Annotated in this window: 15 protein-coding genes; 6 read left to right on the plus strand and 9 right to left on the minus strand. The window is 63.3% G+C overall.

Going from position 1 to position 19,866, the window contains the following annotated elements; genetic code table 11:
- Positions 1 to 18 precede the first annotated feature (18 nt).
- A complete protein-coding gene (locus tag ACOPJ3_RS13460; RefSeq protein WP_427869672.1) occupies positions 19 to 1,245 on the minus strand; it encodes a lipopolysaccharide biosynthesis protein in 1,227 nt (408 codons plus the stop codon).
- Positions 1,242 to 2,351 carry a glycosyltransferase gene (locus ACOPJ3_RS13465; RefSeq protein WP_427869673.1) on the minus strand — a complete coding sequence of 370 codons (1,110 nt, stop codon included), beginning with the start codon at positions 2,349 to 2,351 and terminating at the stop codon, positions 1,242 to 1,244. The genes ACOPJ3_RS13460 and ACOPJ3_RS13465 overlap by 4 nt, the downstream gene beginning before the upstream one ends.
- 86 nt (positions 2,352 to 2,437) lie before the next feature.
- Between ACOPJ3_RS13465 and ACOPJ3_RS13470 the strand changes: the two genes are divergently transcribed.
- From ACOPJ3_RS13470 to ACOPJ3_RS13495, 6 genes are read left to right on the plus strand one after another with little or no spacing between them, the layout of a single operon-like run.
- Positions 2,438 to 3,580, plus strand: a complete 1,143-nt coding sequence (locus tag ACOPJ3_RS13470) for a glycosyltransferase family 4 protein (RefSeq protein WP_427871237.1) — start codon at positions 2,438 to 2,440, stop codon at positions 3,578 to 3,580.
- A gap of 20 nt (positions 3,581 to 3,600) precedes the next feature.
- Positions 3,601 to 4,284, plus strand: coding sequence for a glycosyltransferase family 2 protein (locus tag ACOPJ3_RS13475; protein ID WP_427869674.1), 684 nt, complete (start codon positions 3,601 to 3,603; stop codon positions 4,282 to 4,284).
- A gap of 6 nt (positions 4,285 to 4,290) precedes the next feature.
- Entirely contained in the window at positions 4,291 to 4,653 is a 363-nt protein-coding gene (locus ACOPJ3_RS13480; protein ID WP_427869675.1) for a DUF2304 domain-containing protein, read from the plus strand.
- Positions 4,654 to 4,663: 10 nt separating this feature from the next.
- On the plus strand, positions 4,664 to 5,530 hold the full coding sequence (locus ACOPJ3_RS13485; RefSeq protein ID WP_427869676.1) for an ABC transporter permease: 867 nt from the start codon (positions 4,664 to 4,666) through the stop codon (positions 5,528 to 5,530).
- The gene (locus tag ACOPJ3_RS13490; protein ID WP_427869677.1) at positions 5,514 to 6,647 is read left to right on the plus strand and encodes an ATP-binding cassette domain-containing protein; all 1,134 of its coding nucleotides are present in this window, start codon (positions 5,514 to 5,516) and stop codon (positions 6,645 to 6,647) included. Before ACOPJ3_RS13485 ends, ACOPJ3_RS13490 begins: the two co-directional genes overlap by 17 nt.
- A 49-nt stretch (positions 6,648 to 6,696) precedes the next feature.
- Positions 6,697 to 7,581 (plus strand): GT-D fold domain-containing glycosyltransferase, encoded by an 885-nt coding sequence (locus ACOPJ3_RS13495; RefSeq protein ID WP_427869678.1) that lies wholly within the window; start codon positions 6,697 to 6,699, stop codon positions 7,579 to 7,581.
- Here ACOPJ3_RS13495 and ACOPJ3_RS13500 read toward each other — a convergent pair.
- The 7 genes from ACOPJ3_RS13500 to galE all read right to left on the minus strand — a co-directional run bounded on the left by ACOPJ3_RS13500 (position 7,568) and on the right by galE (position 19,684).
- Positions 7,568 to 11,197 carry a bifunctional glycosyltransferase/CDP-glycerol:glycerophosphate glycerophosphotransferase gene (locus ACOPJ3_RS13500; protein ID WP_427869679.1) on the minus strand — a complete coding sequence of 1,210 codons (3,630 nt, stop codon included), beginning with the start codon at positions 11,195 to 11,197 and terminating at the stop codon, positions 7,568 to 7,570. The two genes, ACOPJ3_RS13495 and ACOPJ3_RS13500, sit on opposite strands and share 14 nt — an antisense overlap.
- Before the next feature lie 55 nt (positions 11,198 to 11,252).
- On the minus strand, positions 11,253 to 13,454 hold the full coding sequence (locus tag ACOPJ3_RS13505; protein WP_427869680.1) for an LGFP repeat-containing protein: 2,202 nt from the start codon (positions 13,452 to 13,454) through the stop codon (positions 11,253 to 11,255).
- Between the two features lie 188 nt (positions 13,455 to 13,642).
- On the minus strand, positions 13,643 to 14,509 hold the full coding sequence (locus ACOPJ3_RS13510) for a glycosyltransferase (protein ID WP_427869681.1): 867 nt from the start codon (positions 14,507 to 14,509) through the stop codon (positions 13,643 to 13,645).
- A 19-nt stretch (positions 14,510 to 14,528) separates the two neighbouring features.
- A complete protein-coding gene (locus ACOPJ3_RS13515) occupies positions 14,529 to 15,506 on the minus strand; it encodes a glycosyltransferase (RefSeq protein ID WP_427869682.1) in 978 nt (325 codons plus the stop codon).
- Positions 15,507 to 15,582: 76 nt separating this feature from the next.
- Positions 15,583 to 17,277: an LTA synthase family protein gene (locus ACOPJ3_RS13520; protein ID WP_427869683.1), complete on the minus strand. Its 1,695-nt coding sequence runs from the start codon at positions 17,275 to 17,277 to the stop codon at positions 15,583 to 15,585.
- Between the two features lie 8 nt (positions 17,278 to 17,285).
- Positions 17,286 to 18,674, minus strand: a complete 1,389-nt coding sequence (locus ACOPJ3_RS13525) for an LCP family protein (protein ID WP_427869684.1) — start codon at positions 18,672 to 18,674, stop codon at positions 17,286 to 17,288.
- Complete coding sequence (gene galE, locus ACOPJ3_RS13530; RefSeq protein WP_427869685.1) at positions 18,671 to 19,684, minus strand: UDP-glucose 4-epimerase GalE; 1,014 nt, start codon at positions 19,682 to 19,684, stop codon at positions 18,671 to 18,673. Before galE ends, ACOPJ3_RS13525 begins: the two co-directional genes overlap by 4 nt.
- Positions 19,685 to 19,866 lie beyond the last annotated feature (182 nt).

Genomic DNA, 19,866 nt, shown 5'->3' on the forward strand with positions numbered 1-19,866 from the left:
GTAGATTCTAGGCTGTCTTCACTGAACTGCGGACGGGGCCAGGCGAGCCTTCGGGGAGAGAACCAGCCCGGCGATGACGACCGCGATGGACCCGCCCGCTGCGCCGAGGGTGAAGCCCGCAAGTACGCCCCACTGGCCCAGGAACGGAGCGGCCACCGCCATAACTGCGAGCCCAACGATCGTCGACACCAGCCAGATCCGGGCATACACCCGCTGCCGACCGACCGCGACGAGGTAAGCGCCAGGCACGGACATCACCGACATGAGCCACACCGCCAGGAGCAGCACCTGCATACTCAGGGCCCCTGAGGCATACCGTGGACCGTAGAAGAGGCCAAGGATCCAGGGCGCGAGAAGGATGATCAGGCCAAACACGAGGGTGAAGCCCAGCGACGTGACGGCGAGGAGCCGCCGCTGAGAGCGCCGGATCGTCCTATCGCCCGCGGCGACCATTCGAGCGAAATGCGGGACGAGAACCTGATTGACGGACTGCGCGACGAGGTTCGCGGGTGTCGCGAGCGAGAGCCCAGCGGCAAAGATGCCCGCAACAGTCTTGGACTCGGTCGCGCCGACCAGAATCATCGTCGCGGGCAGCAGGGCACCCGTCGCCACGAGCGAAATCGCCGAGTCTCGGGTGAACAGGAACAGCTCGCGGCTCTCACGTCGGTCGGGCAACGCGACCCCGTGGTCGGTGACCGGCCAGCTCATCGCCGCAAACACGGCGTAGCCCAGTGCGAGAGGGAGGAGCAGCGCCCAGTCGAGCTTGCCCAGCAGGACGAGCAGGAGCGCCCCGATCGCAACGAACGAGGTGATCAGGTCGATAACCGCTGCCCGAACAATGCGGTCAGCGCCCAGCAGCACGCCGCGCACGAACACGTACCCCGAGTAGCCGATGACGAGCGCCGCCGCACCGATTGCCTGGGCCACATCCTGATCCATTGCGATCGCCGCCACGACCGAGAGCACGCTGAGCACGCTGACGCTCGCGAGCAGACTCCGCTTCAGCCAGCGCACCGCCGAGCCACGGGCACCCTGGCTGGGGATGAAGCGCGACGCTGCGACGCCGGCGGCGGCCGGCCAGAACAGTGAGGCGAAGACGGCAAGCGAGAGAATCGTGCTCACCTCACCGAGGCTCTCCTTGCCAACGATCCTGCCGATCGCGAGGGTGTACACGAAGCGAGCAGCGCCCTGCACCACCATGCCGGCCGTCGACACGATGGTGCGCGAGAGCACGCCCTGGCTCACCTGCTGGTGTCCTTCGCCACGAGCCCTGCGAACACGCGTCGATAGGAGTCGCTGACCCTGGCTGGTGAGTAGTCGCGCTCCGCTCGCTTGCGCGCCTCGCCGCTGAGGTGCATGCGTTCCTCGTCGGACAGCCGCGCGTACTCACGCAGCGCCGCAGCCAGTGCCTGGCGGTCCCCCGCGGGCACGGCGAAGCGCGGATCGTCGACAAATGCGGCGCAATTGCCGATGTTGCTCGTGATCACGGGCACTCCCTGGCCGGCTGCCTCTGAACCGACGAGCGGCGAGGTCTCGCCGTAGAGGCTCGAGATCACGAGCGCGGCGCCCCCACGAAGCGCCTCATCCGGCTCGCTCGTGGGCCCCAGCAATCGGATCCGGCCAGCCTCCACGAGCTCTTCGGCCGCTGCGGCGCGGAGCAGCTCGCGCATGCGCGGATCGTCCTCGGTGACGCCCGGGCCGTAAGCGCGAAGCTCCCAATCGGGAACCTCGTCCGCGACGTCGGCGAAGGCGCCGAACAGGACGTCGTGTCCCTTGACGGGATGGTTGCGCGCAATCGACAGGAACGCCCTCGACCGGGGCGAGAATCCCGGCTCCGCCGGCAGCTCAGAGCCGTTCAGGATCGGCGCCGACACCCGTTTGAACCCGAGCTGAGCCACGAAGCGACGCATCTCGGCGCTGTCACTCGACGGGATGACGCTGGCGAATCTGAACGACAGGAGACCCACGGCTCGGGCGATGAGCTTGGTCAGCGGGTGGTCACTCTCGCCAAAGCCGTGCGTGTGCACGGTCGTGGTGAGCGGCATCTTGCAGAAGCTCAGTGCTGAGACCAGATCGGCGTGGAAGAGGTGCGATGACACCACGTCGGGCCGAAACTGCCGGATCTGCGCGCGCAGCTGTCCCACCATCTTGAACACGTTCCGAGACGACGGCGGGGTGTCCAGGTACACGACATCGCCGAACGAGCGTTCGAGTTCATCGCTCAGAGTGCCCCTGCTCATGAGCACGACGAGCCTCACCGTGTCCTCGCTGTGCCGATGCTTTCCGAGGAGAGCGAGCAGACGCTCAGCACCACCGATATCTGCGTCGGTGACGACATAGAGTATCCGCACGTTGCACCTCCGCGATTGGGTTTGACCCCCTTCACCCTAGTATCGATGGTGCAGGAGCCCACTGAATCCAGGAGGTTGAGCTGAGAATCGCATTCGTCGTCAACAACTACCCGCCCCGCACGGGCGGGGTGGAGTTGCACGTGCGCTCGCTTGCGAAGGAACTCGCCAGGCAGGGACACTCGCCGCTCGTCGTGACCCTCGGAACGGAGCCCGGTTGGTCGTCCGACGGTGGGGTCCGTGTCCTCACCCTTCCGGAGCACTTCCGGGTCGCTGACATCCTGGGCTTCCCCGGGCCCGGCACGCGCAGACGCCTCACCCGGCTCCTGCGCGACGAGCGCGTCGACGTGGTCTCAGTGCACACGCGCTTCTTCCCTATGAGCTTCGTCGGATCCCGCGCCGCCCGGCGGGCGCGGCTGCCGCTTGTGCACACGGAGCACGGCAGTGATCACGTCAGCAGCGACTCCGCGGTGATCCGGATCGCGAGCCGAGTCGTCGACTTCACCCTCGGGCGCGCGGTGCTCCGCAGCGCGGACCGGGTACTCGGAGTGTCCGAGAACGTCGTCGCATTTGTCCATAAGCTCGCGGATGTTGATGCCCAGGTCTTGTATAACGCGATCGACCCGACCCCCGTAGATACCGCGGGCCAGGGCTCGACCCCTTCGGGGGATCGGCCGAACCACCTCGTGTTCGTCGGCCGGCTGGTCGCAGGCAAGGGATGGCGCGACTTTCTTTCTGCGGTCGCGGAGCTCCAACGTGAGGGCCACAATGTCACCGCGGAGGTGCTCGGCGACGGCCCTGATCGTGCAGCGCTTGAGGCTCTCGTCGACAGGCTCGGCCTGCAGGACAGCGCGACCATTCGCGGACGGGTCACGCAGGATGAGGTGCGACGCTCCGTGCGAGGAGCGACGCTCGTCAACCCGACGACACTGTCCGAAGGCTTCCAGACCACCCTTCTCGAAGCTCTAGCCGAGCACGGCCGCGTCGTCACCTACGATGTTCCCGGCGCGCGCACGCTACAGGACCACGGCGCGCCCGTCTCAATCGCTCCCTCGCGAGACCAGCATTCGCTCGTCGCTACGCTCCGCGAGGCACTCGAGAGCCCCGGTGATCCTGCCCCTGACGGCTTCATAGATGAGTGGACCTGGCCTGCCCGCGCCCGCCAGTTCGCGGGCGTGTGCGCCACTCTGAGAGATTCCGCAACTACACTTGGAGTCTCTGACGAGAAGTGACCAACCGAAGGATGCACCGTATGGGGCTTGGGCCCGCCAGCGCGGATACCTGGCTCATCGTTCCGCTCTACAACGAGGGCACGGTCGTTCGCGCGGTCGTTGAACAGGCTCGGGAGACCTTCCCGAACGTCGTCTGCGTCGACGATGGCAGCTCGGATAACTCGGTTGCCGAGGCGCTCGCGGGGGGCGCTGTCGTGCTCAAGCACCCGATCAACCTCGGGCAGGGCGCCGCATTGCAGACAGGCCTCGACTTCGCGGTTGCGCAGCCGGGCGCGGAGTATTTCGTCACCTTCGACTCTGATGGGCAGCATCAGACCTCAGACGCACTACGGATGGTCGAGCGGCTCCGGAACGAACCGCTCGACATCGTCGTCGGTTCACGCTTCCTGGACGGTCGCACCAAGCCCGGACTGCTGAAAAAGCTGGTGCTCCGCGCTGCGGTCCTCTTTGAGCGGATCTCAACCGGCGTGAAGCTGACGGACGCACACAACGGACTCCGTGCACTCAACCGTACAGCCGCCACCCGGATCCGGATCCGCCAGAATCGGATGGCGCACGCGAGCGAGATCGTTGCGCAGATGGGCCGACTCCGTCTGCGCTATGCCGAGGAGCCGGTCCACATCATCTACACCGACTACTCGCGAGCCAAGGGCCAGTCGCTCTGGAACTCGGTCAATATCCTGAGCGAGCTGTTCATCAAGTAGGGACCCATGGATCAGTTCATCATCAAAGCGCTCCTCATCGTCGCCTTCGTCGTGTTTGGCACGCTCCTGCTCCGTAGTGGTGGCTCGGCCCGCACCCGAGCGATTCGCACACTCACGATGCTCGTCTTCCTCGCCGCAGCGATCGTCACCGTCCTATTCCCGGCGATCATCAATGACCTTGCGAGAAGCGTCGGTGTCGGCCGAGGAGCTGACCTGCTGCTCTACGGGTTCCTCGTGGCGTTCATCGGCCACATGCTCAGCAACGCGCGAAAGCAGAGCGCACAGGATCGCCAAATTACGGAGCTCGCTCGCTCGATCGCGCTGCAGACTCCGTTGCGGTCCCAGAATCACGAATCGCAGGAGGGGTAGGATTCTGGCCGTGGCACAGCACGCAGCACTCTCCGACCCGGAATACGACACCCCGGGGAAGAGCAAGGGACTCGTTGACGTCTTCCGTCACAGGTATCTGCTCTCGCTCCTCCTGAAGAAGGGGATCGCGACTCGTTATTACGGGTCGGTCCTCGGGTGGGTGTGGTCCTACGTACGACCCGGGGCGCAGTTCCTCATGTACTACCTCGTGATCGGTGTGATCATGGGCGCGCACAAGGACGTCCCGCTCTTCCCAATCTATCTCTTCGCCGGCATCGTGGCGGTCAACCTCTTCAGCGAGGTGCTTCGCAACACGACGAGTTCCATCACGGACAACCGGGCGCTCGTGCAGAAGATCTACCTGCCGCGAGAGCTGTTTCCGGTCGCAGCCGTGGGCGTGGCCGTCGTACACTTCCTCCCGCAGGCGGCGCTCCTCCTTGTCGTCTCGATCATCTTCGGCTGGACCATCGGCTGGCTGCAGATCGGGGCGTTCATTCTTGGCGTCCTCATCATCGTCGTGTTCGGCCTCGGGCTCGGCCTGTTCTTCGGCGCAATCAACGTCGCATACCGGGACGCTCGAAACTTCGTCGACCTCATCCTCATGTTTGCGACCTGGGCTTCGCCCGTCCTGTACATGTGGACCATGGTCTACGAGCGGGCGCCGTACTGGCTCTACCGCGGGTACATGGCGAACCCCATGACGACGGCCGTGGAACTGTTCCACAACGCGTTCTGGCTGCCGCTCGCCCCTGACGTCGCCCGCCCCGGAGATCTCCCCTTCAACATCGGGCTCGGGGTGCTGCTCTCCGTCGCGACGCTCTTCATCGGTCAGTTCGTATTCCGGAAGCTGGAGGGTTCCTTTGCCCAGCGCATCTGAGACGTCGGCGAACCGCCCGGCGATCATCTTCAACGACGTCTGCAAGTCGTTCAAGATCAACCACACGCACTCCTTTAAAGAGTCTCTCATCGCGTCGTTTAAGCGTAAGGAACTCTCAACGAGCTTCAATGCGGTCGACCATCTCACCCTTGAGGTGCCCGAGGGGCAGTCGATCGCCATCATGGGCCGAAATGGCTCCGGCAAGTCCACGACGCTCAAGCTGCTCTCCGGCGTGTATCGCCCCGATGCCGGATGGGTGCGCACGCGCGGTCGGATCGCCGGACTGCTCGAGGTGGGTGCTGGCTTCCACCCGGACCTCACCGGCCGCGAAAACGTGTATCTCAACGCTGCGATCCTCGGCATGTCGAAAGAGGAAACCGACGAGAAGTTCGATGACATTCTCGCGTTCTCGGAGATCGGCGACTTCATCGACACTGAGGTGAAGCGCTACTCCTCGGGCATGTACGCCCGCCTCGGATTCTCCGTTGCGGTGCACACCGAGGTCGACGTCCTCCTCGTCGACGAGGTCCTCTCGGTCGGCGATGCTCCCTTCCGCAAGAAGTGCGATGCCAAGATGCTCGAGATGCGCGAGCAAGGCAAGACAATGTTCATCGTGAGCCACAGCGTCGACCAGGTGCGGCGGCTCTGTCAGCGCGGGATCGTGCTCGAGAAGGGCAAGATGGTCTTCGACGGCCCCATCGAAGAGGCCGTGCTTCACCTCAATGGTGCTGCCGGCGGATCCAACGCGGTGGACGGCCGCTTCCCGATCGTGGGTGACTTCGCCGAGGTCTACCTCGAGAAGCCAGACCGCTTTGGCAAGCCGCTCGGTGAGCGGGTCGAGACGGCCGCAAACGGGGGCGGCATCTACCAAGAGTTCGAGAACGGTGTCATTACCTCCTTCGAGACGGCCGACGGCGAGCGAAAGACCATTGGCCTGACCCGAGACATCTTCCTCACCTCCTACCGCAAGCACGGGGGGCCGGAAGGTGCCTGGGGTTTCCTTACAGGTCAGCCCCGCGGCTCACTGGAAGCTGATGAGAAGCGCACGATGGAATTCCAGAACGGCACTGCCTCGTTCCACCTGGAGCGCGGGCTTGAGTTCGTTCGCAAGGACTAGGGTGTGTTGATGAGGGTGAAGTACTCCCTCTCGCAGGGGGTTGCTCAACATGAAGTCATTGCTCAGGTCAGCTCGAACTTGGCTTCTTCGCCCGAGCGAGCAGAAATATGACGCGCTCTCGGAACAGATCGCCCGCCTGAACGAAGAACTCCGGGCTCAGCGTCTCCTTCTTGAGGATTCGGTCCGCGGGTCCGCGACGTCGTATCTCGATGAGATCGAACAAGTCCTTGCCGAACGCCAGCTCGGTTTCGCTCCCACGCTCGAGCTCATTGCCAAGGAGCGTCTGAGCTTCGCGAGATTTGGTGATGGCGAGTTCAAGTCCATGCTTCGTCCCAGCTACAATCTGCGGTTTCAACCAGGCAGTCCCGAATTGGCTCAAGACCTGATGAGAGTGTTTCTCGAGTCGCAAGAAGACTCTCGCTGCCTTGTCGGCTTTCCCACGCTCTACCGCGATCTGCATTGGTCGAGAGTCTGGATCGACATCTGGCCCGAGGTGCGCCCGTTAGCGAAGGCAAGTGATCGACTGGGAAATGCACACGTGTCGCGGCCCATCGCCTTTCAAACCTTGGGACAAAAGGCCGTTGATCTCTGGCGTGAGGTGTGGACAGGCAGACACGTCACCATCATCACTGGCCAAAACTCTCGGATGACGCTCCTTCCCGAGTTGTTCGATTGTGCCGAAAGCATCGATCAGATTGAGTCTTTGGCCGTTAATGCCTATTCGGATCTCGATCGAGTTGTTCAAGAGGTGAACGGCAGAAGAGGCCAGGACCGGCTTTTCCTCATTGCTCTCGGCCCAGCGGGGACGATCCTCGCCAGTCGGCTATCCTCGCTGGGTGAACAGGCCGTTGATATTGGCCATATCAGCGACTCCTACGAAACGGTTTTCAAAGGAGCCGCTTGGCCAGAAAAAAAGCCACTCACACGGTCGTAGATGACGCTTGGTCACGAACCCAGTCGGATGTCGCCTGGGCCGCGTTGCCCCTCTCGGTCCTGCGCACGTCCTCGACGATTCCCCCTACGCGTTCCCTTCTGGTGACGCCGTCCTGAAGAATCTGGACAAGCTCATCGTTCGTCTGTGCGATGGGTCCCGGGAACGTCTCCTGATAGTCGAAGTAGAGCCCTCGGATTGTGGATGAGTACTCAGCCAGGTCCGGGGCGAACGAGACTACCGGTTTCCCGGTGAGGTCATAGTCAAAAAACATCGAGGAATAATCGGTGATGAGCATGTCGGAGGCCGCAAAGAGCTGCGTAAGATCTGACCAGCCGGACACGTCAAGGACACGGCCGGACTCAACGTCTCGTCTATTCCGCATCGTGTTCACGTGGCCCCGCAGAAGCAACCGTGCATCGTTGCCCAGCGCTTCGAGCAATCGGGCACTCTGCAGTTCCTCGCCCACAGTACTCGCGATGGTGCCAGATGCGTTGTCTCGCCAGGTGGGCGCATACAGGACGACGGGGGCATTCTCGCCGATCGCAAAGCGAGCGCGGAATGCGGATCTCAACGCAGACATCTTCTCAATATCAAACAGCTCGTCATTACGCGGGTACCCGGCAGAGAGCACGGGTCCCCGGAACCGAAAGGCGCGGGCAAGCAGTTGACCGGCCTCCGGGCTCTGTGCAAGCAACACATCCCATGCTTTCACCTCTCTGCCCATGAGGTCCCGGTAACTGTTGCTGAGCGAGGTTGGGGGCACGTCTTCCGCGATCTTCTTGAGCGGGGTCCCGTGCCAGGTCTGAATATAGGTCTGGCCGGCGCGCTTTCGGAAGTAGTGCGGGAAATGGGCGTTGTTGATCAGGAACTTTGCACGATGCAGGAGCTCAATGAATTCCTCCGAGTGCAGTGGAACTTCTCGCGAGCATGGTCCAAGGTCCTGGTGAGTGCTGAGAACGCCCCACACGATTTCATCCACATGCCCATCCCGCAGCAGAGCCTGAGCGACTGGCTGCGGACTGTCGTGGACATTCGCACCGGAAAAAGACAAACACACGGCGGTTCGCTCGAGGAGGGTACCGGCAAGGGCGGCCTCCCGTATGCGTTCAATTTTGACTTGCCGACCGGAATTTCCCCAGTCGGCAGGCGACAGCGCGCCCTGCAACCTCACGAGCACCGAACGGTCAAATCCGAGATCCGTAATCTCGGCGAAGCCGGTGGAAGTCGCCCGGCGGTAACGCACCCCGTTACGTCGCCCGTCGGAGAACCGAAGCAACTGAGTAGAATCAAACGGGTCAACTGCACCCGGTTTCATGAGGCATAGCCCAAATATCCCGGAACTCTTTGCAATGAACGGTTTGCCCCACTCCGGCTCGTTCAACATCGAGAAGCGCGCGACAAATGTCCCGGACATGGGATCGACCTGAATAGAATCTTGCTCGATGAGACCGCCGTCCGTGCGCACGAGCACGAACCTTGGTTGAGTTGCATCGCGCGAGTAAAAGCTCCCGGCGAAGTCGAGCGTGTTTTCGCTCCCTCGGACGGACACGACGGTCGCCGTTTGGGGTCGATCCACAAGGCACAATGCGCCGCGCCGCCCCGCCCTGACGGCAAGCAGCCCCGATTCCGCGCGATCTAGATCAGTGAAGTTGCCCGACGGATATGGAAGGGCCGTCCGTTGGGAGCCGCGAATCAGTTCAGCCTCCCAAACTGTTTCCACGTGCTGATGCCAAGCCTGTGGCCTGACTGAGAATTCGACCGACAGTTCCACAGACTCGCCAGTCTCCAGCGTGGGAATACTCACGTTCTCTTCGAGCATCATCGCTCGATTCAGGAAGTGAAGTGAGGCACCTCTCAAGTGCCTGCGCGCAGTAACCGTGCAACGCATCTGCCTCCCTTCGATTCGAAGGCCGGTCAACGCCACAGGGTAGGCTCTCCTCGTCACGCGTATGCCCTCACGCCGGTTGGCGACCACTCGCAGGGTAGTGCCATCGTCGAGTGACAATGGGGCGAGCCGCACCTTGCTTTCAGAATTCTGCGGCACCCAAAATCCGGAACGACGGACTCCGTGCGCTGCCATTTCGAAACGAAGATTGATCCTGCCCTTCGGCGAGGGAATCAGAGTCTCGAGATCAAGACGAACGCGCACACCCGATCCGGGATGCTCGTCATACGAGGTCCGTGGGAGCGTGGGGGTGTCCGGTTTCATTGTGAAGCGCTCAACTGGAACCTCAGTCTCCGCTCCATCTGCACTCACCGCGAATGCGTGAAGCGTGGACTCCGTGATACTCGCGGGAACCTTGTCGATATATACGAAACCCTCAACGATCAAATGGGAATTCGTGTCCCACTCAATCTCCGTAAGTCCGCTCCTCAGCGGGCTGTCGAACTCAGAGATAGCCGCGATATCCGCCGAGACTGTCCCCTGCTGCACTCCCCACCTCGGAAGATCCACGACGAGCCTTCCCTCGACAAAGCGGGTGGGCACACCATTCGCATACTGCGACTGCGCATTGAGGATCCTCATGGTTGATTCACGATCGTCATTCGCAATTGTGGCAGCCAGGATCCGTTCCTTGATCGGCACGCCCGGCCAGTCGTCCGGAGAGAACCCCTCGAACAGCCGCCGAGTGAAGTCGCGCAGAAGACCCCAATATTCCTCGCTACCCCGGTGGCTCAGTCGGTAGTAGTGGCCAAAGTCTAAGCTCGCAGTTTTCTGCCTCCAGTACCGGAACACCTCAGGGGATGCATCTGCTCGATACACCTCACCAGTTAGTTCAGCAACTCGGATCCTGTCGCTGAGATCACGCTCCGAGAGCTTGCCCTGCGTGATGGAGCTACCATCCTCGCGCATTCGCCACAAGTAGGTCGTATCGGCGAGCAGGTCAAATGAATTGCACTTGGTGTATGCCAGCGCAGTCGGGTGTTGATCTTCATAGAGGATTCCCTCTGGAAATTCCCCGACGGCCTCCTCAAAAAAGCGCCTCAGAAAGAGTTTGTTCCATGCGAATACATCTTTCGTGACCTCAGGAATGTCATCAAGTTGCACCCTCTCCTGATCATGTGCGTGGACTCTCGTCACCCAATCATCGCGCCAGGTGGAGCCCGCCTTCAGACGTTCAACGCCTCCAACGACAAAGTCAGACCCACTTCGCTTGAGCATCTCCACCATGTTGCGATAGGCGTCCGGTGCGACGATGTCATCGGAGTCGGCGAAGGTCAGATATCTGCCTCGGGCGCGCCGTACACCGGTGTTTCGGGCGGCTCCCAGTCCGGCATTACGTTTGTCAATGAGAACGAAACGGCGGTCTTTGCGTGCGAACTCGGCCGCGATATCCCGAGAAGAGTCTTGGCTCCCATCGTTCACCATCAGGATTTCAAGATCCGGATAGCTCTGAATTCGCAGACTCTCGAGGCATTCCTCTAAGTAGTTCTCGACGTTGTAGATCGGCACCACAACGCTGATGCGCCCGAGTAAAACATGAGGCTGACCCAGTCGCGCTCTGATCCACAGGATGGGCCTCAGGTTGCTTGTGCGAATCTTATCCTTGAGGCTTTCCCCCATGAGGCGGCGAACTCGGACTCCCAATGCCTGACGATTGACTCTCACGGGCATGAGAGCCTAGCGGCCGTGGATGGGTTTCTCCTGTTCAGTCAACAAGAATGAGCTGCTACCGCTTCTCGAACCTGCCCTGGGTCCCCTTCAGGAAGAGCGTGCCGTTCTGGAACTCTTGCCTCCAGGTCGCGCGATCCGGCTGGAGCTGTTCGTTCGACAGCGGGAAGCCCGTGGCCGCGAATCCGCCGAGCGAGAGCTGGTAGTTCCGCACGTAGCCGCCGACCGAGAAGAGACCCGCCTGCTGCGAAGAGTAGAGCGTCGCGTTCGCGAACTCCTGGATGCTGCCACCCGACACGTCCTGTTGCGCTGACTTCTGGGCACCGAGCGACCACAGTCCCTCTGTCTCCACGAAATCGCTGATGGGTCCTGGCTTGAGGAAGGCTCCGTCGGCCCCGCTCAGGAAGAGCGTCCCGTTCTGGTACTCCTGCTTCCACGTCTGATGCGACAGGAGTTGCTCCTGCCTGAGCGCGAGTCCGGTCGAGTTAACGCCTCCGGCCTGCTTCTGCTGGTAGTCACGCACCCAGCCGCCCGACGTCACGTATCCATTCGTGGGCGACCAGAACAGCGTCTGCAAGGTGAAGTCCTGCGTAAAACCGCCGCCGGACTCGATCTGCTGGCCCTGCTGCGCGCCGAGCTTCCACAGCCCGTTCTTCTCGACATAGTCGCGGAGCTTGCCCGGCTTGAGGAACGCTCCGTCAGTCCCACTCAGGTAGAGCGTCCCGTTCTGGTACTCCTGCTTCCAGGTCTGGTGCGGGAGGAGCTGCTCCTTCGCGAGCGCGACGCCGGTGGTCTTCGCACCGCCGATGGACTGCTGGTAGTTGCGCACGTAGCCGCGCACCGGAACATAACCGCCAGTCTGCGACCAGTTCAGGGTTGCGCCGGAGAACTCCTGCACAACACCGCCCGCGACGTCGAGCTGCGCCCCCGCCTGCGATCCGATATCCCACAGCCCGTTCGCTTCGACGTAGTCGCGGATCTTGCCCGGCTTGAGGAACGCGCCCTGGGTCCCGCTCAGGTAGAGTGCGCCGTTCTGGTACTCCTGCTTCCAGGTGTCCCGCGCGACCAGTTTCTCGCCAGTGACCGGGAACCCTGTGGCCTTGATTCCGCCGATCGACACCTGGTACTCGCGCACGAGTCCCTTGACAGAGAACACCGGCGTGCTTCCTCGCTGGTAGAAGGAGGCTCGCTCAAAGTCCTGACCGAGACCGTCAAGGATGAAGTACTCACCCGTACGCGGGAAGCCCGCCTGGCCGGTAGCGCCTCCCTGCGCATCGTAGAAGTCGCGGAACCAGCCCTTGACGACCTGCGCGCCCGTGTTCTGGTGCCAGTACATGGTTCCGCGCTCGAGCTGCTGCCTGATCCCGCCGCCGACGTTCTGCGCATTCCCGGTGATTCCACCGAGGGTGCCGTTCAGCGAGGTGTACAGGTTTGCGAGGCGTGCGTCGACACCGACGGTGGGCGAGCCGAACCATGAATTGTAGAAGTTGTAGAAGTTGCGATTGCCGTAGCTCGAGCACGCATCACCGGTCCCCCAGCCTGCATTGAGCGCGGCCTGGTTGGGGCGGTAGGGCGTGTAAATGTAGAGCGCCGCGGTTGCCCAGTTCTCGATGTAGACCTGCGAGGTGCCACAACCCGCATTCGGGTGCCACTGGATCGTGTTGGTCTTGAAGGGCTTGTAGTTGTAGCTGTCCGGGTGCGCCCGGTACACCTTCAGCTGCCACGCCGAGCGATACACCTGCTGGTAGAAGCCGGTCTGCGTCGGGTCGCAGTTTGCGGAATTGTTGGGACCCGAGTCGGGGCATGCGTAGCCCATCGCCACGTCGAACTGGCGCACCGTCGGCCAAGTATCCGTGATGAGGCTCTGCTCCTTTTCGAGCATGACCAGGAGCACCTTGGGGTTGATCCCGCAGGCTCGCCCGACCTTGCCGATGATCGTTGCGGCAGACTCATTGACGCCGCCTGCGTAAGCCTTGCAATAGGCGTTTGCGGTTCGCGATGTCGTCGAGAAGCGTGCATCACGCAGGCAGTTCTGGGCGACACGGGTATTCCCCCATGCCGAGCCCGGTGCTCGGCCCGGGTCTCCAATCGTGCAGCGCGGGACCCTCTGGTTCAGGAACCCCTGGATCGCCGCGTCGTCGATGCCGTACCCGTCATAGAAGTTGCTATCGGAGATGATGTTGGACGGGTTGAAGCCGGCTGCGGGGTTGGCATAAGCCGCCGCGGGTACCTGCACGAGCGTCGCGGTGAGGCCGAGCACTCCCAGGACGGTCAGCAGACGGGAGAGAAGCCGAGATTTCGTCGGTTTCGGGCGCACTGCAGCGAGACTGCCAGCCCTCCGCGCACGCACGCCCATTACTCTCACCTTCCGCTCGAGACTTCACCAAGCATAGAGGCAACTGGGAATCAGTTGTCAATGAGTCGCTAGGCGAAGCGTGCCTTTCGGCCTCAGCGCTTGTCCCCGGGCAGGCCGCCGCTGACTAGTCCGCGGAACAAAATCCGTTTCAGCCACGCCGGAAACAGCCGATACATGCCCTTCATGACGACGTTGCGGAGAAACTGAGCCCGGGTGACGAAGCCCATCCGCAAGAGTTCCCGCTGCAGCCGGATCTCCGTGCGCGCCTCCGCGAACCCGCCTCTGCGCGCAAAGGCGCCTCCGCCAACGCGATACAACACGAGCGGATCCGCGATGTTTTCCACTCGTGCTCCTGAGTTAATGAGACGGACACCGAGCCAGTAGTCCTCCATCTTGCCAAAGCGCTCATAGCGGCCCACCCGGTCAAGCGCCGCGAGCCGGTACATCATCGTCGGGTGGTTGAACGGATTGTGCGTGCGCGCGTGATCCCGGATCCGCTGGGAGCCCACGGGCGGGATCCTGCGCGTGCCGATGACGTTCGGATCATGCTCGAACTCGGCCATGCCCGTCCCCACCAGGTCAAACCCGTGCTCAATGAGCTCCCACTGGCGCGCAAAGCGCTCGGGCACGGAGACGTCGTCCGCGTCCATGCGCGCGATGACTGGAAAAGAGCACGCATCCAGCCCGTAGTTGAGCGCGAGGCTCAGCCCCTGGTTCGTGTCGAGACGTTCGACCCTGACCGGGATCGGGCACACCATCTCGATGCGCGCGAGTTCCTGCTTGAGTCGCTCGCCGACCGGTCCGTCCTGCACGATCACGAGTTCAGCGGGCCTGAGCGTCTGCGTCTCGACGCTGCTCTCATAGGCAAGCCGCAACTGCGCCGCGTCGTCGCCCGCATACACGGGCATGAGCAACGAGAAGTCGGCCTGGGGAGTGGCTCTCGAATCGTCAATTGGCATGGTGAAGGAGCCTAGCGGTTCAGCGCGAGCCGAGCTTCTGCATGCGGTCGATCTCGATTTTCACGTCGACGGGGACACCGACGTTGCGGAGCACTTCACGCGTCGGTCGCGGATTCTTGCCGAACCCCTCGCGGAGCCCGCGGCCCAGGCAGTCGAGCAGCTGCCTCCGGTCTCGAGAGGCTGCGAACGTGCGGTACCAGCGGCGCAGCGTCGCGGCGAAATAGGCCGCTTTCTCCCAGCTGTAAAGACCGTTGCTCTTCCGGAATACCCAGAGCTTGTTCCGAACCTCGTAGAAGAATCGTGGGCCGGGATCCTGATCGCTCGACCCGCGCTTCGCCGTCTTGTGCGTGACCACCGACTCCGGCACGAACAGCCCGCGGGCGCCCCTGAGCATCCGCGTCGAGAACTCGAAGTCATCGTTCCAGAGGAAGTAGTCGGCGACCGGGACTCCCAGCTGCCGCACTCGCGAAGCGCGGAGGAACGCAGACACGAACGAGATGGAGCGAATCTCCATGCACTCGGCCTTCGCGGCACGCTCACGCTCGCGCCGATCCGCCCGGATCTTCGGTTTGGGGGTGTTCATGGGGTGGTCCCCACCATCGGTCCACACCACACGCGATCCCATGACGGCAAGATCGTCCTGGCCCGATTCGACGTAGCGCGCATGCGCGTTCAGAGCCTCGGCAAGCGCGTGGGGTTCGGGGACCGTATCGTCGTCCATCACCCACACCCAGTCGGTCGATTCCTCAACCACGGCCGCCGCGATTCCGACCGCAAAGCCGCCCGCACCGCCCGTGTTTTCGTTCAGTCTGATGAGGCGCGCCCGCCCGCCCCAGGCGTCGAGCAGTTCCTCCGCGGCGTCGGCCGAGCCATCATCAGAAGCATTGTCGACGACGACGAGCCGGTCAACGGGTCGGGACTGGGCCGCGAGCGCCGCAAGCGACTCTTGGAGCAGTTCCCTCCGGTTGTATGCCACCAGCACAGCGGTGACGCGCATGCGCACCCTCTCCTCACCTTGGTTCAAGACCAACTCAGTCTAGGCGCCGAATCCCGAGCCGCACCCCAGCAGGAAACTAGCCCGCCGCTTCGACGGCTTCCTGGCGCCCCCACAGGGTGCGATAGAGGCTCGTGGATCGGGAGTTCACCACGTCGCTGTACTCACCCTTCGAAAGGTCAAGGATCGAACCCTGGGGCACGTCCTCCTTCGCCGCGAACGCGGACACCCCGATACCGGCGCGGTGGTCCGGCACCTCGAGTCCGATGAGTTCGAGCATGGTCGGATACATGCTCAGCTGGTCGATGTTTCGTGCGGGGACGAGACCATCCGGGCTCCAGATGCGGTTGAAGATGGTGCGAGGAGCGTCCCAATTGTTCAGCTCATCCCAGAAACTCACCTGCTCAGATGTCATCTTTGGATGATCGCCCATCACCACGACCGCGGTATCCGAGAGGTAACCCCGCTCCTCCATGTAGCCGATGAACCCCTCGACCTGCTGCATCGAGCAGAACGTGATCGATGCGAGCGGCGCCTCAGTTTCAATCTCGCAATACTCGTGCGCATAGGGCATCTCGTGCGTGTCGAGGGTGAGCATCGTGAGATTGAACGGCTCCTTAGCCGCGTGCAGCGCATCGATCTCAGTCTTTGCATTTTCAAACAGGCGCCGGTCCGAGAGTCCCCAGTCTGAGCGGATCTCCGTTTCGCCCTGCTGCTGCCAGTAGTCCAGATCCTTGACCTCGGAATACCCATGGTCGCTAAAGAATTGCCCCTTGCCAGCAAAATTCTTGTCGGCGCCGCCCAGAAACACGCTCGTGTAGCCGGCCTCGCTGAGTACGTCACCGAGGCAGGTCGCTCGCGGCAGATAGCCCGCGATCTCGTTGTCTCCTGACCCGAGCTCGTTTGGATCGGTCGTGGCCGCTCCGGACTCGTCCGTCCGCAACGGAATCCCGCACTGCGTGCTCACGAGCCCAGACATCGTCCAGCCGCCGCCCTCGTACATCAGGAAATTCGGCACCGACGTCCACCCGCGAGTCGCGTCCTCGACGGGCTCAAGCATGTCGATCTCGAACGTTTCGGTGTCTGAGAAGGCATCCTCGACCGACTCGAGGTAGATGACCACGAGATTGCGTGGATCCTGGCCGGGACCGAAGCTGGGCTCGTCCTGCGTGTCGATGCTCCCAACGGTCGCCGCGGACCCCCGCCCGCTCATTGGCGAAACGTAGTATTCGGCCATGCCGCTGCCGCCCGCGGCTTCGCGGACGGTGGCCGACACGAACTGACGCAGACCGATCGTCGAGCTGAGGTGCGCTCCACCGGCGAGTGGCACGGCGATCGCGATCACCACCGCGGAGGCCGTCAAGATCTTGCCGGGAACGCGGGATTCTGGCGTGGTGAGGCTGATCTTGCGGGACACGATGAACGAGAGCACCATGAGCGCGGCCACGATCAGCACCGGCAACACGATTCCCGTGATCACAGCGTTGACCACGATCCCGTCGCCGCCGGCTCCCTCGCCGCCGCCGCCCTGCATGTTTGAGAGGAGCTGATCGACCGAGATGAAGCCGAAGCTTCGACGCACCCAGAGACTGATCCCGAGCAGCAGTGCCCCGATCAACATGAGCGCCCAGAAAACGAACCTCTTGACAAGGCTCGACTTCTTCCGTGGACGATCCTTGCCCTCGGTCACTCCTGTCTCGGGGCGCGCCGCGGGCGCGCCGCCGAGATCCCTCGCGCTCGATACTTCGCCGTGCGCGACGTCCTTCTCAACCACGGTTCTGCTTATTCCTCCTTCGGCGGCGACGCCTGAGCGACGCCATCGGCGACCAAATTCCTGGCCACAGAGAAATCAGGATACTCCGGATCGAAGCTCGGTGGGACGAGCTCAACGTTGACTGGGGTGTGCTCGCGGGCTTTTGCGGCGAGATCGACGAAGCGTCCGAGCATCGAATCGGGGATGTCGGTCTCCACGAGTTCGGTGCCGGCCGAGGCGACCTCCTGGAAGCGCAGGAGCACGTTCGAGGGGTTCATCTGGGCGAGGATCGCGGCCTGCAGCTCACGCTGGCGGGCCATGCGATCGTAGTCTCCGCCGGTCGAACCGTACCGGGAACGGGCGTACCACTGCGCCTCGTAGCCGTTGAGCTTGCGCAGACCGGGCTCGATGTAGCCGTCGACGTTGTTGCCGTACTCGTCACCGCCGATCGGCAGGGTCTCCTTGACGTCGATCTCGACGCCGCCGAGGGCGTCGATCATGCTCTCGAACGCGTCCATGTTGACGAGCACGTAGAACTGCACTTTGAGACCGGTGATCCCCGTCACCGCGTCCTTCGTCGCCTCGATGCCCGGTGAGGAGCCGTTCGCGGTCGCATTCGGGTAGAGCTCCGGGTAGAAGAGCTCGGACTCCGCGTAGACCCCGTTCAGGATGCAGCGGCCGACCTCGCAGCCACCCCAGTCGCCGAACGCGTTGGGGGCAACGCCAAATCCGTTCGGATGCATCTCCGCCATCGGCGAACCCTCGGCAAAGGGCACGTCGATCGTGTCGCGCGGGAGGCCGACGATGATGGACTGGCCCGTCTCGGCGTCGACGCTGACGAGCGAGATACTGTCGGGCCGCAGGCCCTCGCGATCCGCGCCCGCGTCCGTGCCGAGGAGCAGGATGTTGTAGCGACCGTCGACCGGCTCGACCGCGGGGGCGCCGCGGAACAGGTTGCCGAGCAGGTTTCGGCCCGCGTCGACCGTCGTCCCCGCCCACGCGGCGCCGAGCGCGGGCACGACCGTGAGGATCACCGAAATCACGGCGATCGGCACGCGCCACCCCGGCTGCACCCGCACGAGACGCGTCAGGCGGAGCGTATCGAAGCCGAGCACGAGCCAGAGGATCGCGTAGGCGAAGAGCAGGATCTGGATCACGAACAGCACGATCCCGTTCGTGAAGAACGTCAGGGTCGGCACGCGCGCGAACAGGAAGCCGGCGAGCGCGGCGATCCCGGCACAGATCACGAAGAGCGTGGCGCCGAGACCGAAGCGGCCGAGGCGCTTATTGCCCGCGAGCACCTGCGCGCTCCCCGGCAGCAGGAAACCGAGCACAACAAGCCACCTGGCCCGCTTGCTCATGAGCGGGCCAGAGCCCTGATCCGGGTTCCGGATCGGGCGTTCGAGATCGAGCGTCATCCGGCGTATCCGCCCGGATTCTGCGACTGCCACGACCAGGAGTCGCGGCAGGCCTCGGCCAGAGTCCGGGTGGTGCGCCAGTCCAGCTCGGCGTTCGCGCGCGCGGGATCCGCGACCACGGTCGCGACGTCGCCGGCGCGGGCCTCGACGATGTCGTAGGGGATCGGCCGGCCGGAGGCCTCCTCGAAGGCGCGCACGACCTCGAGCACGCTCGATCCGGTGCCGGATCCCAGGTTGTAGACCGTGACGCCCTCGACCGCGCCCTCGAGCGCCGCGACGTGGCCCTCCGCGAGATCCATGACGTGGATGTAGTCGCGGACCCCCGTGCCGTCGGGCGTGGGGTAGGTGTCGCCGAACACGGCGAGCCGCTCCCGCTTGCCGACCGCGACCTGCGCGATGAACGGCATCAGGTTGTTCGGGATCCCCGCGGGATCCTCGCCGATCCGTCCCGAGGGATGCGCGCCGACCGGGTTGAAGTAGCGCAGGAGCACCGCCTCGAGCTCGGGGCGCGCCCGCTGCGCGTCACGGATGATCTGCTCGTTCATGAACTTCGACCAGCCGTAGGGGTTCGTGAGCCCCACCCCGACCGGCTGCTCCTCGTCGATCGGCGAGACCGCCGGGTCACCGTAGACCGTCGCGGAGGAGCTGAACACGATGCGCGAGACCCCGCGCTCCGCCATGAGGTCGAGGAGCGCGAGCGTCGAGTCGATATTGACCCGGTAGTACCGCGTGGGCTCCGCGACCGACTCGCCGACCGCCTTGAGACCGGCGAAGTGGATCACCGAGTCGAACTCGACGCCGGCTAGCGCGGCGCGCGCCGCCTCGCGATCCGCCAGATCGGCCTCGATCACGGGGATCGACACGCCGGCGAGCTCTTCGACCCGCCTAATCGCCTCGGGGCTGCTGTTGGAGAAGTCGTCGAGTACGACGACCTCGTGACCGCGCCCGATGAGGGTGAGCGCGGTGTGGGATCCGATGTACCCGGCGCCGCCGGTGAGGAGAACACGCATGGCACCCAGGGTACTTCGCAACCCCTGGTGTGATCCCGAAAGCTGCCCGCGCGTCAGCAAGCACGATTTCCCGGGGATCATATGTCGCTTTTCGGAAACGATTGCACCGGAGGTGCCCGTTCGTACGGTTTGCACGGGTTTCACTCCATAGAATGTTCACGAGAGCCTAATGGCGACCACGA

Origin of the sequence: Leucobacter luti (assembly GCF_050310065.1) — a bacterium.
Lineage (GTDB): Bacteria > Actinomycetota > Actinomycetes > Actinomycetales > Microbacteriaceae > Leucobacter > Leucobacter luti_B.